This is a genomic window from Sulfitobacter sp. THAF37 (assembly GCF_009363555.1).
GTDB lineage: Bacteria > Pseudomonadota > Alphaproteobacteria > Rhodobacterales > Rhodobacteraceae > Sulfitobacter.
This window is the reverse complement of sequence record NZ_CP045372.1, coordinates 3087151-3102212: the sequence shown is the minus strand read 5'-3', so window position 1 is coordinate 3102212 and position 15062 is coordinate 3087151. Positions and strand designations below refer to the sequence as shown.

Annotated in this window: 14 protein-coding genes; 7 read left to right on the top strand and 7 right to left on the bottom strand. The window is 65.1% G+C overall.

Annotation, left to right across the window (positions count from 1 at the left end):
• Positions 1 to 77: 77 nt before the first annotated feature.
• From FIU94_RS15210 to cysG, 5 genes are read right to left on the bottom strand one after another with little or no spacing between them, the layout of a single operon-like run.
• Positions 78 to 476: a DUF934 domain-containing protein gene (locus FIU94_RS15210; protein ID WP_152466576.1), complete on the bottom strand. Its 399-nt coding sequence runs from the start codon at positions 474 to 476 to the stop codon at positions 78 to 80.
• Positions 473 to 1261: a phosphoadenylyl-sulfate reductase gene (locus FIU94_RS15205; RefSeq protein ID WP_152466575.1), complete on the bottom strand. Its 789-nt coding sequence runs from the start codon at positions 1259 to 1261 to the stop codon at positions 473 to 475. Before FIU94_RS15205 ends, FIU94_RS15210 begins: the two co-directional genes overlap by 4 nt.
• Positions 1251 to 2927: a nitrite/sulfite reductase gene (locus tag FIU94_RS15200; RefSeq protein ID WP_152466574.1), complete on the bottom strand. Its 1677-nt coding sequence runs from the start codon at positions 2925 to 2927 to the stop codon at positions 1251 to 1253. Before FIU94_RS15200 ends, FIU94_RS15205 begins: the two co-directional genes overlap by 11 nt.
• Positions 2927 to 3238 (bottom strand): DUF2849 domain-containing protein, encoded by a 312-nt coding sequence (locus FIU94_RS15195; protein WP_152466573.1) that lies wholly within the window; start codon positions 3236 to 3238, stop codon positions 2927 to 2929. The genes FIU94_RS15200 and FIU94_RS15195 overlap by 1 nt, the downstream gene beginning before the upstream one ends.
• On the bottom strand, positions 3238 to 4632 hold the full coding sequence (cysG, locus tag FIU94_RS15190) for a siroheme synthase CysG (RefSeq protein ID WP_152466572.1): 1395 nt from the start codon (positions 4630 to 4632) through the stop codon (positions 3238 to 3240). The genes FIU94_RS15195 and cysG overlap by 1 nt, the downstream gene beginning before the upstream one ends.
• Positions 4633 to 4788: 156 nt before the next feature.
• On the opposite strand from cysG, the gene FIU94_RS15185 reads away from it, so the two are divergent.
• Positions 4789 to 5250, top strand: a complete 462-nt coding sequence (locus FIU94_RS15185; RefSeq protein WP_071971533.1) for an Lrp/AsnC family transcriptional regulator — start codon at positions 4789 to 4791, stop codon at positions 5248 to 5250.
• A gap of 239 nt (positions 5251 to 5489) precedes the next feature.
• On the opposite strand, the gene FIU94_RS15180 is transcribed toward FIU94_RS15185, so the two are convergent.
• Entirely contained in the window at positions 5490 to 6668 is a 1179-nt protein-coding gene (locus FIU94_RS15180; protein WP_152466571.1) for a cytochrome P450, read from the bottom strand.
• 92 nt (positions 6669 to 6760) lie between these two features.
• Between FIU94_RS15180 and FIU94_RS21140 the strand changes: the two genes are divergently transcribed.
• The 5 genes from FIU94_RS21140 to FIU94_RS15155 all read left to right on the top strand — a co-directional run bounded on the left by FIU94_RS21140 (position 6761) and on the right by FIU94_RS15155 (position 13213).
• A complete protein-coding gene (locus FIU94_RS21140) occupies positions 6761 to 8482 on the top strand; it encodes an ATP-binding protein (protein WP_302848709.1) in 1722 nt (573 codons plus the stop codon).
• Positions 8479 to 9708 carry a sigma-54 dependent transcriptional regulator gene (locus FIU94_RS15170; RefSeq protein WP_152466570.1) on the top strand — a complete coding sequence of 410 codons (1230 nt, stop codon included), beginning with the start codon at positions 8479 to 8481 and terminating at the stop codon, positions 9706 to 9708. Before FIU94_RS21140 ends, FIU94_RS15170 begins: the two co-directional genes overlap by 4 nt.
• Before the next feature lie 244 nt (positions 9709 to 9952).
• Positions 9953 to 10954, top strand: coding sequence for a TRAP transporter substrate-binding protein (locus FIU94_RS15165; RefSeq protein WP_152466569.1), 1002 nt, complete (start codon positions 9953 to 9955; stop codon positions 10952 to 10954).
• Positions 10955 to 11037: 83 nt separating this feature from the next.
• A complete protein-coding gene (locus FIU94_RS15160; protein WP_152466568.1) occupies positions 11038 to 11751 on the top strand; it encodes a TRAP transporter small permease in 714 nt (237 codons plus the stop codon).
• 4 nt (positions 11752 to 11755) lie between these two features.
• Positions 11756 to 13213 (top strand): TRAP transporter large permease, encoded by a 1458-nt coding sequence (locus FIU94_RS15155; protein WP_152466567.1) that lies wholly within the window; start codon positions 11756 to 11758, stop codon positions 13211 to 13213.
• A 76-nt stretch (positions 13214 to 13289) separates the two neighbouring features.
• Here FIU94_RS15155 and tpiA read toward each other — a convergent pair whose 3' ends face one another.
• Positions 13290 to 14033 (bottom strand): triose-phosphate isomerase, encoded by a 744-nt coding sequence (tpiA, locus tag FIU94_RS15150; RefSeq protein WP_152466566.1) that lies wholly within the window; start codon positions 14031 to 14033, stop codon positions 13290 to 13292.
• Between the two features lie 121 nt (positions 14034 to 14154).
• Here tpiA and FIU94_RS15145 point away from each other — a divergent pair, with 121 nt between their 5' ends.
• Positions 14155 to 15060 carry an isopenicillin N synthase family oxygenase gene (locus tag FIU94_RS15145; RefSeq protein WP_152467088.1) on the top strand — a complete coding sequence of 302 codons (906 nt, stop codon included), beginning with the start codon at positions 14155 to 14157 and terminating at the stop codon, positions 15058 to 15060.
• The last annotated feature ends 2 nt before the right edge of the window (positions 15061 to 15062 follow it).

Below are 15062 nucleotides of genomic sequence, written 5' to 3'. Positions count from 1 at the left end.
CATGTACACAAGCGATCGCTTGCGTTCCCTTCTTAGAAGATCAATGGGTTCAGGGCAATCTTTGCCTTTGTCGCAGCCTAGCCGCGCAGGCGGGACTGATAGTCGTGCGCCCGCCAGTCGGACCGGAACTGCCACTGGTCCTCGGGCTGGCGGTTGGCGATCTCGTCGTGGACCTCGACCTCGTCAAAGCCCGCGCGGCGGGCCATCGCGTATTGGTCCGCGATGACATGGCCCCTGGCCCGCAGCCGTCCGGTATAGCCGCGCAGGCGCAGAGCCCGCGCAATGGTGAAACCGCGCCCGTCGGCGGAGGACGGGAAATCGACGCGGATGATCTTGATCCCGGACAGGGCGACCTCTTCGGGGTTCGCGTCCGATGCAAGGTCCAGCGCGACACAGTCGTTGGCGGCACCGCTGGTGCAGAAGCCGCCGGTCCAGTCGTCCGCGACAAAGCCGGTATCGTTGATAAGTTGCGTCATGTCTTTCCTCCGGTTCGCACCATTTTGCCATCGACAAAATGGATGCCGCATTCGTCTTTTTCACTGTCTCTCCAGCGGCCCGCGCGGGGGTCTTCGCCGGGTTTCACCGGCGACGTGCAGGGCGCGCAGCCGATGGAGGGATAGCCCTGCGCCACCAGCGGGTGACGGGGCAGGCGGTTTTCGGTCATGTAGGTCCGCACATCGGCAGGATCCCAATACGCCAGCGGGTTCACCTTGATCCGCTCCGGCAGGCCGGGGCCGCGCTGTTCCAGTTCGAAATGTTCCAGCGCCGCGCGGGTCCCCGACTGGAACCGCTTGCGGCCCGAAATCCAACCGTCAAAGCCGCGCAGGGCGGTTTGCAGGGGCACGGTCTTGCGCAGGTTGCAGCAGGCGTCGGTGTCGCGCTGGTGCAGCGTGTTGTCCGGGTCCGCCGCGCGGATATTGCCCGAGCGCAGGATGGTCACGTTGCGCAGGCCCAGCCGTTCCGTTACCTCCTGCTGGTAGACCAGCGTTTCGGTGAATAGCAGTTCCGTGTCGATGAAGAGGATCGGCAGATCGCGGTTCACCATCGACGCGAGGTGCAGCAGAACCACGGATTCGGCGCCAAAGCTCGAAACCAGCGCCAGATGCGGAATATCCTCGACAGCGCGGCGCAGCACGTCGGTGGCGCTGTGATGGCGCAGCTCTGAGTTGAGCCGCGCCACACGGGACGCCACGCCCTGCGTCGGCGCATCGCCCGATCCCGTCCCGGCGGAACCGGTCACTGAAGGGCGATCAAGCGGCATCTGCCCGGTCCTTGGTTTCGGCATCCGGGTACAGCGCGGCCTTGAACGGCGCCATGCCCAGACGGCGGTAGGTCTGCAGGAAGGTCTCCGCGGGCTCTGCGCGCAGGTCGAGATAGGCCCGCACCAGCCGCTCCACCGCCGGGATGATCTCATCGGCGGAGAAGCCGGGGCCGGCACGGGTGCCGATGGCCGCATCTTCGGTGCCGTCGCCGCCCAGGGTGATCTGGTAGTTTTCCACGCCCGCGCGGTCCAGCCCGAGGATGCCGATATGGCCCACATGGTGGTGGCCGCAGGCATTGATGCAGCCCGAGATCTTGATCTTGAGCGGGCCGACGTCGTGCTCCAGCTTCAGCTCGTCAAAGCGGGTTGCGATCTCCTGCGCGATGGGGATCGACCGGGCTGTCGCCAGTGCGCAGTAGTCCATGCCGGGGCAGGCGATGATATCGCTGATCAACCCGATGTTGGCGGTGCCCAGCCCCTCGGCCCGCAGGGCAGAGAAGACAGACGGCAGGTCTGATTTATGCACATGCGGCAGGATCACGTTCTGCTCGTGGCTGATGCGCAGCTCGTCGTGGCCATAGCGTTTGGCCAGTGCCGCCATCAGGCGCATCTGGCGGGCAGAGGCATCGCCGGGCGTCTTGCCATGCGCCTTGAGGCTGATGGAGACGATGGCATAGCCGGGCGCACGGTGCGCGGTCAGGTTGGTGTCGGCCCAGCTGCGGAACAGCGGGTCGTTCTGGTAGGCGTTGCGATAGGGCGCGTCATCCGCCACCCGGAAGTCGGGCGCGGCAAAGTCGGCCTTGATCCGGGCCAGCATCTGCTGGTCCACACCGCTGAACTGGGGGCGGATCAGGGCATAGCGCGCGTCGACGCGGGCACGGATGTCTTCGATCCCGTTCTCGTGCACGGTGATCTTGATGCGCGCCTTGTACTTGTTGTCGCGGCGGCCCAGCAGGTTGTAGACGCTGACGATGGCCTCAAGCGTGGGCAGCAGATCTTCTTCTGCCACGAAATCATAGAGCACCTTGCCGATCATCGGCGTGCGGCCCAGGCCGCCGCCCACGATGACCTCATAGCCGATTGCCCCGTCGCGTTCGACAATGCGCAATCCGATGTCATGCGCCTTGATCACCGCACGGTCGGCTTGCGCGCCGGTCACGGCGACCTTGAACTTGCGCGGCAGGAACTGGAATTCCGGGTGGTCGGTGGACCACTGGCGGATCAGCTCGGCCACGGGGCGCGGATCGGCAACCTCATCGGCGGCGGCCCCGGCGAAGTGGTCGGCGGTCACGTTGCGGATGGTGTTCCCGCTGGTCTGGATGGCGTGCATGTTCACCGCCGCCAGCGCGTCCAGCATGTCGGGCACGTCGCGCAGCTCGGGCCAGTTGTACTGGATGTTCTGGCGCGTGGTGAAGTGGCCGTAGCCCTTGTCCCATTTCTCGGCAATCATGGCGAGCTGGTCCATCTGGCGGCTGTTGAGCGTGCCATAGGGGATCGCGACCCGCAGCATGTAGGCATGCAGTTGCAGGTAGAGCCCGTTCATCAGGCGCAGCGGCTTGAATTCATCCTCGGTCAGGCTGCCGTCGATGCGGCGCTCGACCTGGGCGCGGAACTGTGCGTTGCGTTCGGCCAGGAAATCGGCGTCGAACTCGGTGTAATGGTACATCAGAAACGCTCCTCTGTGATGGTTTCCTGCTTGCCGTGGCGATAGTTGGAGGGCCCGGTGGCGCGGAAATCCTCGCGGAAATGGGTGGGGTGCGGCACGCCGTTCTCGACGGTGACATCGGCCAGGTAGGCGCCGACGATCTTGTCGGGCTGGGACTGCGCCTCGATCAGGCGCAGATCGGCGTCGGCCTCATCGGTCAGCACCTCGGCCTCGGCCAGATCACGAGTCCAGCCGCTGGTGGTCATGTAGATCACGTCGCCTTCCAGAAGGGCATTGGCTGTCACGACCTTGGGGGTAAAGGGTTTCGGCATCAGGCCATCTCCTCGATCGGCATTTGCGTTGCGGCTTGCGCGGCGGCGCGCGGGGCAAGCCCGTAGAAAGTCAGCGCGGGGCCGGTCATGGCCGCGTCTGCAATATCCGTGGCCATCCGGTCCAGCGTGGTCTCCAGCACCCGCTGATCCGGGCGCGAGGCGTTTTCGATCACGGTGACAGGCGTGGCGCGGTCCGCGCCGTGCATGATCAGGCGACCCTGAACGAAGCGGGCGGATTTCTTGCCCATGTAGATCGCGGCGACTTCGTTCGGGCGGGCCAGTGCCGCCCAGTCGTGATCGGCGAAGCCCTTCATGTCATGGCCCGTCAGGAACCGGACCGATGCGTTGCGCCCCCGGCGGGTGAGGCTTTGCCCGATCGTCGCCACGGCGGCGGAGGCCGAGGTGATGCCAGGGACGATGTGCCAGCCGATGCCATGGGCGTCGATGGCGTCGATTTCCTCGTCCAGGCGGCCGAATACGGTGGCATCGCCCGATTTCAGCCGCACCACCTGAGCGCCCGACTGCGCATGTTCGACCAGCAGGTCATTGATTGTCTCCTGGCTGGTGGACGGGCCGAAACCTTCCTTGCCGACGTCGATCATCTGGGCTTCGCGGCGGGCGAGTTCCAGTATTTCCGGGCTGATCAGGCGATCGTAGATCACCACGTCCGCCTCATCCAATGCGCGGCGCGCCTTGAGCGTCAGCAGTTCCGGATCACCCGGGCCGCCCCCGACAAAGGCGACGTGGCCCGGGCGGGCGGAACGGTTCAGGTGGTCGTCCAGCAGCCCGTGCAGGCTGTTCTCCACGGCGTCTGCGCCGTCGGCCACCGCGCGGGGGCCGGTGTTGAAATAATAGTCGCGCCAGAAGTCCCGCCGCGCCCGGCCAAAAGGCAGCGCGTCGGCCATCTTGCGAAAGCCCTTGCCGATGCGCGCCAGCGTCCCCAGCGATGTGGGCAGGCGTTCTTCCAGATCCGCCTTGATCGCGCGGGCCAGCACGGGTGCCGCGCCTTCGGTCCCGATCGCCACCGTCACCGGGTCACGGTCCACGATGGCGGGGGTGATGAATTCACTGTCGTGAAGGTTGTCGACGATGTTGACCAATGCGCCTTCGGCCCGGGCAATGGCGGCGGTGCGGGCATCTTCGTCCGCGTCCTCGTCGGCGGCATAGAACAGCCGGGCGCACAGCGCGTCGCCGGGGCCGAAGGCGCGGCGATGCAGCATCAGCTTGCCCGCGTCGGCCCATGCCGCGATCTCGGGCGCCGGGGCGCTGGCGTAGACATTGATACGCGCCCGCGTCTTCAGCAGAAGCCGCAGCTTGGCCAGCGCCGCGTCGCCCCCGCCGGACAGGGCGATGCGCTGCCCCTCGGTGGCGAGAAAGATGGGAAAGTGGTCCATGATGTGCCCCTTGAGATGGCCGGTGTGCTTCGTTGACTTACGCCTGAATATAGGAAATGTTCCCGATACGAGGCCATAGCATCCGGCAGATAAGGAATTCTGTTCCAATTTCGGCGACGTGCGGAACAGAAGTTTTGGTAAAAGGAAAATTGTGGAATGTCGGTTCGGATAGACGAGACAGATCGGAAAATTCTTGGTGAGCTGCAACGGGATGCGGCCCAATCGCTTGAGGATATCGCCAAGGCGGTGGGGTCTTCGAAGACGCCGGTCTGGAATCGCATTCGCAAGATGCGCGAGGCCGGGATCATCGGACAGCAGACGGTGATCCTGGACGCCGAGGCGCTGGGGTTCGAGGCCTGTTTCTTCGTGCTGATCCGCACCTCCGAGCATGAAGCGGGCTGGCAGGCGGCCTTTCTCAAGGCGTTGCGGGACCGCCCCGAGGTGCAGGAGGCGCACCGGCTGGCGGGTGACATCGACTATATCCTGAAAGTCCGGGTAAAGAATGCGCGGGCCTACGATGTCTTCTATCAGGCGCTGATTTCGGAGGTGCGGGTGCACAACGTCACGGCGCTTTTGTCGATGGAAGAGCTGAAGTCGACGGTGGCGCTGCCGTTGTGACCGGATCCGCCGGACACGGCTGCGCCGTGACGCCCTTCTATGGGTGCCCGTTGCCGATGTGAGCCCGAGCGGCCCGGCGGGGTGGGGGGTGAGACGGCGCGTTTTCCGCTGAGAAGGTGTTCAGGGCGCGGTGCGTCCTGAACGACCTTTCCCGAGGGTCGGTGCGAGCAGCAGCCGCGTCAAGGACATGCCGCGCTGCGCGCGGTCGCGCGGGGCGCGATCCTTGACCCGGCTGCTGCTCACGGGGTGATCATCAGGCGTTCGAGCTTGTGAAAATGGTAGCTGTCCGCGTAGCGCGGCGTTTCGGTCAGGGACATGTCGGGCAGATGGGCAAAAAGCGCGGGCAGGGCGCGTTGCAGTTCCAGCCGGGCCAGCGGCGCGCCGACACAGAAGTGCAGCCCGCCGCCGAAGGCCGCGTGGGGCCTGCCGGGGCGCTGCGGGTTGAACAGGTCGGGGGCCACGTGGACCTCGGGGTCGCGGCCCGCGGCGCCCAGGACCAGCGCGATTTCCGCGCCTTTCTTCAGCGTTGTCTGGCCCAGGTCGATGTCGTCATAGGCGTGGCGGGTGAAGATGTGCAGGGGCGGGTCGTAGCGCAGCACTTCCTCCACCGTGGCGGCGATGTTGTGCGGGGCCAGTGCCAGCGGATCGGTGGCGTTCTCAAGCAGGCATTTGACCGCATTGCCGAGCGTGTGCACGGTCGCCTCGTGGCCCGCGTTCAGCAGCAGGATGCAGGTGCTGATCAGCTCGTCCGTGTCGAGGCTGTCGCCTTGGGTCTCCACCCCGATGAGATGTGAGATCAGGTCGTCACCCGGCCTTGCGCGCCGCTGGTCGATGTAGCCGCTGAGGTAGTCCACGAACTCCCGCGCGGCGCCTTCGGCGGCGTCCTCTGTCGCGCGGGTGGCACCGGCCATGTACATGGCCACCATCGCGGTCGACCAGCGCAGCAGGTCGGGGGCCTTGTCCTCGGGCACGCCGAGCAGGCGGGCGATGATGCGCACCGGAAGCTGCGTGCAGAACTGCGGGATCAGGTCGAAGGGCCTGTCGTCCGGCAGGTCGGCCAGCAGGTCCTGCGTGATCTGATCAATGTCGGGACCAAGGTTCGCGATGCGCCTGGAGGTGAAGGCGCGCAGCACCTGGCCGCGCAGCCGGGTGTGGCGCGGTGGTTCGAGTTCCAGCATGGAGTTGTCGTGCAGCCGCGCCCAGGTCTGCAGGTGTGCCGGTGTCGGGGCCGGGTCCGGGTGTTGTCGGCCCAGCCTGCGGTCGCGCAGCAGCGCCGTCACGGTGGCCGCGTCGAAGGCGGCGGGCATCCCGTAGTCCTCCCAGTAGAGCACGGGGCCACGCGCGCGTGCCGCGTCGTAGACCGTGTAGGGGTCCTGGATGAAAGCGGGGTCATGCGGGGATTGGGCAAGGGTCTTCATGAGGTGCAGATGCCCGAGCGGCTCTGGTCAATGCAAGGGCGCATGTGCAATCTGACGGTATGATGAGCGGAATACGGCAAAGAGCGACGGTGATGCTGGCCTTTCTCGCGGTGGTGGCCGCTTTGACGGCTGGTGTCTGGCGCTATTTCCACGCGCAGGGGTTGGACCTGTTGGCCGAGCGGGGCCGCGCGGACCTGGCCCTGGCCGGGGACCGGCTGGTCGGGCAGTTGCAGCGGTACCGGGATCTGGCGGTGCTGATGGCGGACCACCCGGAGGTTCTGGCGGTGCTGGAGGGGGGCGGCGCGGGTGACATCGGCGCGCTGCTGCTGGAGGTCGCGGACAAGACCGCCGCGCTGGACGTGCTGGTTGTCGACGCGGCGGGACGGTTGCGCGCCTCTGCCCTGGGGCGGGCGGCGCCGGACCGGCTGGCCGGGCAGCCCTTTGTACGGCGGGCGATGCGGGGGGCCCTGGGATGGGGGCACGGAGGGGCGGAGCCGCTGACCGCGCGGGCATTCTTTCACGCGGCACCGGTTTTTGGCCCCTCTGGCCGGGTCCAGGGTGTGGTGGCCGTGGTGACGGACCTCAGTGGCATCGACTACAACTGGCGCGGCAGCACGCCGGCGGCCTTTTTTACCGACAGCGGTGGTGAAGTCCTGATTGCGAACCGGTCGGAATTGCTGTTCTGGCGCAGGCCGCAGGGGTCGCCGGGCCTGGAGCCACCCGTGGGCCCCGCGCCGCCCTTCGAGGCGCGCCTGGTGGCGGGGCACGAGATCTGGGGGCTGGACTGGGGCCCCTATCTGCCCCGGTCGGCGCTGCACCTTACTCAGGCGTTGCCGGTGATCGGCATGACGGGCGAGGTGTTGCTGGACACCGCGCAGGCACGTCGGCTGGCGACGGCGCAGGCGGGCGCGGTGGCGGCGCTGTGCCTCGCCTTCGGGTCGCTGCTGTTCCTGGCGGCCGAACGGCGGCGCGCCCTGGCCAGTGCCAATGCCCGGCTGGAAGACCGCGTGGCGGAGCGGACCCATGCCCTGCGCGACACCAACCGTCGGCTTCTGGCGGAGGCGGCGGACCGCGAGGAGGCGCAGGCGGCATTGCGCCGTGCACAGGACGAGCTGGTTCAGGCGGGCAAGCTGAGTGCGCTGGGGCAGATGTCAGCCGGGATCAGCCACGAGCTGAACCAGCCTCTCATGGCGATCCGGTCCTTTGCCGAGAACGGCAGGCAATTCATGGCGCGCGGCGCCCCCGAGCGGGCGGAGGAGAATCTGTCGCGGATTTCGGAAATGGCGCAACGGATGGCGCGGATCATCCAGAACCTGCGCGCTTTTGCCCGCCAGGACCGGCAGACCGACGACGCGGTGGACCTGCGCAAGGCGCTGGAGGGGGCAATTGAGTTGACCCGCGCCCATGTGGACGACGCGGGCGTGACGCTGGTGCATCCTGTTCTTGAAGCCCCCACCTGGGTCCGCGGCGGCGAGGTGCGGCTGAGCCAGGTCTTTGTCAACCTGATCACCAATGCGGTGGACGCGATGGCCGGTACGCCGGAAAAGCGGTTGGAGATCGAGGTGGTCGAAGACGACGACGTCACGGTCAGCTTTCGCGATACCGGGCCGGGAATCGAGATGCCGGACAAGGTTTTTGACCCGTTCTATACGACGAAGTCGGAGGGTCCCACGGCGGGGATGGGACTTGGCCTGTCGATCAGCTATGGCATCGTGCAGAGTTTCGGGGGGCAGATCCGGGGCAGCAATTATGCGGGCGGTGCGCTCTTCACCGTGACACTGGAACGGCATGCAAAGGAAGCGGCGGCAGTATGAAGGGAAAGGTTCTTCTGGTCGACGACGACGCGGCGGTGCGCGAGGCGCTGGCGCAGACGCTGGAGCTTGCGCAGATCAGCGCGTTGATGGCGGGGTCCTTCGTCGCGGCCAAGGACAGGATCACGCGGTCGTTCGACGGGGTGATCCTGTCGGACATCCGGATGCCGGGGCGCGACGGCTTCCATCTGCTGGAGTATGCCCGTGCGCAGGACCCCGACCTGCCGGTGATCCTGCTGACCGGCGAGGGGGACATCCCGATGGCGGTCGCCGCCATGGGGCAGGGCGCCTTTGGCTTTCTCGAAAAGCCCTGTGCGCCCGCCGACCTGCTGGCGGTTCTGGAGCGTGCGCTCAAGACCCGCGCGCTGGTGCTGGAAAACCGTCGCCTGCGCGAGATGATGGAAACCGGCGATCCGGCGGCGCGGATGATCTTTGGCACATCGGCACTGTCCGACGGGCTGCGCCGGCGGGTACGGCTGGTCGCGCAGACGGAGGGCGACACGCTGATCAATGGCGCGCCCGGCACCGGCATTTCCAAGATCGCCGAAGTGCTGCACCTGAGTTCGGCGCGCTCCAAGGCGCCATTTGTCAAACAGGCGGCTTCGGGTCTGTCGCCTGAAACCCTGCCGGACACCCTGAAACAGGCAGATGGCGGCAGTTTGTTCCTGGACGAAATCTCGCAACTGCCGCGACAGGTCCAGTTGATCCTGAGTGAGACGACCGAAGGCCAGAGCTCGGTGCGCCTGATTGCAGGCAACACACGTGATCTGGCCGCCGAGGTGGAGGCTGGCCGTTTCAACGCCGAACTCTACTGGCGGCTGGAGGGGCTGAGCGTGCGCATCCCGAGCCTGTCGGAGCGCCCCGAGGACATTCCGGTGATGTTTCGCCGCTATGTCGATCAGGCGGCAGAGCAGTCGGGCCTGCGCGCGCGCGAGGTCACGCCCGATGTGGTGGCGTCGCTGATGCGCCGCGACTGGCCTGGCAATACGCGGGCGCTGATGTCGGTGGCGATGCGTTTCGTACTGGGGCTGAACGAAGATATCGAACCGGACGCCTCGCTGGGGTTGGCAGAACAGATGGCCCGGGTCGAGAAATCCCTGCTGGAGGCGGCGCTGCGACGCTCGGACGGGCGGGCCTCTGCCGCGGCGGAGGCGCTCAAGCTGCCGCGCAAGACGTTCTATGACAAACTGACCCGGTACGGCATCCGGCCTGAAGATTTCCGGGCGTGAGAGTTGTGCGGAAAACCGCACGCCTGCCGAAAGCCCTGTGCGGGAATTCGCACATGATTGCGTCTGCTGCCGAATTCTCCGTTTAAGTTTTTTCTATAGTACATTGATAATGTTAGTAGTTTTTAAGGAATGCAGCGCCGCGCTTCACGCGCTTGTGAAAGGTAGCGCAAATATGGCTCCTTAGATCCAGCGCGTTCCGAAGGGTGCGCCAGACTGATTCCAAATGCTCTGGGAGGAGACCATAATGAAGCTTTTTACTGCCGCCACCGTTGCCCTGACCATGTCCGTCAGCGCGGGTGCCGTTGCCGCTGCCTGCGATGACGGCGAGATGGTGATCAAGTTCAGCCATGTGACCAACACCGACAAGCACCCCAAGGGTCTTGCGGCGTCGCTGCTTGAGAAACGCGTGAACGAAGAGATGGACGGCAAGGCCTGCATGGAGGTTTTCCCGAACTCCACGCTTTACGACGACGACCAGGTTCTCGAAGCGATGCTGCAGGGCGACGTGCAGATGGCCGCGCCTTCGCTGTCGAAATTCGAGGCCTTCACCAAGCAGTTCCAGATTTTCGATCTGCCGTTCATGTTCGTGAACATCGACGCCGTGGACAAGTTCCAGCAGGGCGAGAAGGGCGAGGCGCTGAAGAACTCGATGCAGCGCCGCGGTCTTCAGGGTCTGGGTTTCTGGCACAATGGCATGAAGCAGATGTCGGCGAACAAGCCGCTGGAAATGCCAGGTGACGCCAAGGGCTTGAAATTCCGCGTGCAGCCCTCTGACGTGATTGTCGCGCAATTCGAGCAACTGGAAGCCAGCCCGCAGCCGATGGCCTTTTCCGAAGTCTACGGCGCGCTGCAGACCGGCGTTGTCGATGGTCAGGAAAACACCTGGTCCAACATCTACGGCCAGAAATTCTTTGAAGTGCAGGATGGCTCCACCGAAACCAACCACGGTGTGCTCGACTACCTGGTCGTGACCGGCTCCGACTGGTGGGAAGGTCTGGATCCGGAAATCCGCGACCAGCTGGCCACCATCGTGGACGAGGTGACGGCAGAGCGGAACGCGGCCGTGAACGAAGTGGACATGGAAGCCCGCCAGGCGATCCTGGACGCCGGCGGCGTGATCCGCGAACTGACCCCCGAGCAGCGCCAGGCCTGGGTCGACGCGATGAAGCCGGTCTGGTCACAGTTCGAGGAAGGTGTCGGCGCGGACAACATCGCAGCCGCGCAGGAAATCAACGGTTCCATGTAATCCTCCGGCAACGAGGATGACGATACCGGGGCCGGGCCGCCACCTGGCGGCCCGTGCCTGCCGCGCGTGACGGGAGGAAGATCATGAGCGCCAGCAGATACGAGCCGAAGGGTGCCTTCGGCCGCTTTATCCACACATTCGAAGAAACCGCCATTGCCGTGCTGCTGGGTCTGATGACTCTTGTGACCTTCGTCAACGTGGTGCTGCGATACGTGTTCAACCACGCCCTGATCTGGGGGCTCGAACTGACGCTTGTCCTTTTCGCATGGCTGGTGCTGTTCGGGATCAGCTATTGCGTCAAGGTCACGGCGCATCTGGGCGTCGATGCTGTCACCAGCGTCCTGCCGACCGGCCCGAAGCGATGGCTGGCGATCCTGTCGGGGCTGATCTGCGTCTTCTACGCGGTGTTGATGATGAAGGGGGCGTGGGATTTCTGGGCACCTTTCGCCGGGTTCAACCCGACCGAGGGGCGCTGGTTTCCCACCGGTTTTGTCGAGCGTCGTTCGCAGTCCTTCTACGAAAGCGACCAGATACCGATCCCGTTCCAGTGGATGAACGACTGGCTTGCCTATACTTTCAATTCCTTCATGGACGGAAACCAGCTTGTGACAGAGCCTTATGAAAAGATGCCGCGCCTCGTGCCTTACGTGATCCTGCCGCTTGGCTGTGCGCTGCTGCTGTTCCGCTTTGTCCAGGCCACGCTTGGGGTGATTGCCGGCCGCCGCGAGAGCATGATCGTGAGCCATGAAGCCGAGGAAGCGGTCGAAAAGGCCGCCGCCGAAGACGCAAAGGTCTGATCCGATGGATGTACTTGTTCTTTTCCTGATGGTCGTCGGTCTGATGTTGATCGGCGTGCCGATCGCGGTATCGCTCGGCCTGTCGTCGATGCTGTTCCTGCTGGTGCTGTCGGATACCTCTCTGGCGTCGATCGCGCAAAGCCTCTACGGCGCGATGGCGGCGCATTACACGCTGCTGGCGATCCCGTTCTTCATCCTCGCGTCTTCCTTCATGTCCACGGGCGGGGTGGCGCGTCGGATCATCCGGTTCTCCATCGCCTGTGTGGGGCATCTGCGGGGCGGTCTGGCGATTTCCGGGGTTCTGGCCTGCATGATGTTCGCGGCACTTTCAGGCTCGTCGCCCGCGACGGTGGTGGCCATCGGGTCCATCGTGATCGCGGCAATGCGTCAGGCGGGCTACACCAAGGATTTCGCCGCCGGTGTCATCGCCAACGCGGGGACGCTTGGCATTCTCATCCCGCCTTCGATCGTGATGGTGGTCTATGCGTCGGCCACGGATGTGTCGGTGGGCCGGATGTTCCTGGCGGGCGTCATTCCGGGTATCCTTGCCGGTGTGATGCTGATGGTCACGATCTACATCATGGCCGTGATCCGCGACATGCCGAAAGGCGTCTGGGCGGGCTGGGGCGAGATCTGGACCAGTTTCCGCGAAGCCTTCTGGGGTCTGATGCTGATCGTCATCATCATGGTCGGAATCTACGGTGTGCCCGGTGTCACCGGGGCGATATTCACGCCAACCGAGGCGGCGGCGGTCGCGTCCGTCTATGCCTTCCTCGTGGCGATGTTCATCTATCGTGACATCGGTCCGCTGAAGGCCGACACGGCACCCGAAGCCCTGGCTAATGCGCCTGCGGGCGCGCGCAGCATGGGCGCTGCCGAAGTCCCGGCGGCGCGGCGGAGCACGCTGCTGCAGAAGCCCTGGGCGCTGGTGACGTGCTTTTTCCACCCCGATACCCGGGACACGCTGTTCGATGCGGGGAAACTGACGGTCACGCTGATGTTCATCATCGCAAACGCGCTGATCCTCAAGCATGTGCTGACCGACGAACAGATCCCGCAGCAGATTTCCTCTGCCATGCTGGACGCGGGGCTGGGGCCGATCATGTTCCTGATCATCGTCAACGTGATCCTGCTGATCGGCGGCCAGTTCATGGAACCGTCGGGCCTGCTGGTGATCGTGGCACCGCTGGTGTTCCCGATTGCGATCGAGCTGGGCATCGACCCCATTCACCTGGGCATCATCATGGTCGTCAACATGGAAATCGGGATGATCACACCGCCCGTCGGCCTGAACCTCTTTGTGACATCGGGGGTGGCCAACATGCCGATGATGAAGGTGGTCAGAGCGGCGCTGCCCTTTACCGCCGTGCTTTTTGTCTTCCTGATCATGGTGACATATGTGCCCGTGATCTCCACCTGGCTGCCGACGCTGATGATGGGGCCGGAGATCATCACGAACTAGCCCCGGCGGCGGCGCATCATGTGGGTGCGCCGCCCCGTGCAGGCGATGTGTCAGAGTATTTTGGGCATAAAGAAATTCAGGATGCCGCCAGCGCCGACACGATGGGCGCGAAGTCGGCGGCCTTGAGGCTGGCACCGCCCACCAGCGCACCATTCACATTCTGCGCTTCGAAGATCGTCGCGGCATTGTCCCCCTTGACGGACCCGCCGTAGAGCAGCGCGATGGCGTTGCCGCTTTGTGCGCCAAGCCGGTCCACCAGCTGTGCGCGCAGGAAATCGTGTACGTCGACGATCTGCTCCTGTGTCGGTACCTTGCCGGTGCCGATGGCCCAGATCGGTTCATATGCGAGCACGGTGTTGTCCGGGGTGGCGCCCTGGGGCAGAGAGCCCGCGAGCTGCGCGCCCACCACATCCAGCGTGCGGCCCGCGTCACGGTCGGCTTCGGATTCGCCAAGGCACAGGATCGCGGTCAGCCCGGCAGCCCAGGCTGCGTGCATCTTGGCGTTGACGTCGGCGTCGGTCTCGCCGTGCGCGTCGCGGCGTTCGGAATGGCCCAGGATCACGTAGGCCGCGCCGGTATCCGCCACCATCGCTGCGGAGATGTCCCCGGTGTGCGCGCCTTTTTCGGCCGCATGGCAATCCTGCGCGCCGATGGCGATGGCCGACCCGCGCGCCGCGGCAGGAACCAGCAGGGTGGCTGGCGGACAGATGACAACCTCAACGCCGTCCTTGGGCAGGATCCCTGCCAGGGTGTCGAGTTCGTCGAGGGCCGATTGCGTGCCGTTCATCTTCCAGTTTCCGGCGGCGATCTTGGGGGGCATGAAAGTCTCCTGATTTTCTTGCAGATTACCAGCCGCCAACCGGGGCGGCAACGAAAGGCTTTGCCGACAGGGCAACCGGGCCTAGACTTGCCTCATGAATGCCCACAACGCGACATCCGGGATGATTCCCCACATCGATCTACAGGCGCTTGGCGCTGGCGATCCGGGCGCCGTCGATGCCATGCGCGTGGCGGCGATGGACGTGGGTTTTGCGACCATCCACAACACCGCGCTTCCGGCCCGCCGGGTCCGCGACGTCATCGCGGCCTACCAGGCGTTCTTCAAGCAGCCCGAAGCGGCCAAGGCCGCTGTCGACATGGCCAGGACCGGGTCCAACCGGGGATGGGGCAGGTCGGGTGCAGAGCAGGTCGATCCGGCCGCCAATCCGGATTACAAGCAGGTCTTTGACTGCGGTGTGACGCTGCCCGCGGGCGATCCGCGTCTTGCTGACCCGTTCTATGCGCCCAACGTCTGGCCCGAAACGCCCGACGGGTTTCGGCAGACAATCGAAGGCTACTACACCGACGCCTGCGCCGTGGGACTGGAGGTGCTGCGCGGGGTGGCCCATGCGATCGGTCGGCGGCGTGACGCTTTCGACGCCGCCTTTGACGCCCCGATGGCGCTTTTGCGGGGCAATTACTATCCGCAGAGGCCGGCACTGGCGGGAGAAAAGGATTTCGGCATCGCACCGCACACCGATTATGGCTGTCTGACACTGCTGGCCACGGACGGGACCCCCGGGTTGGAGGTCCGCACGCGCGGCGGCGGATGGACCCCCGTCACGGCCCAACCGGGGACCTTTGTCATCAATTTCGGCGAGATGCTGGAGTTCTGGAGCAATGGAAAGGTGATCGCGACACCGCACCGGGTTGTCGGCGGCAGTGATGAACGCCTCTCGGTGCCGCTGTTCTTCAATCCGTCGCGCGAAACCAATGTGGCCCCGCCGGGATCGGACCGGGTGATCACCGCGGGGGACCACCTGTCGAAACGCTATAACGAGACTTACCTCCACCTTGCCAGGGCCTGAAG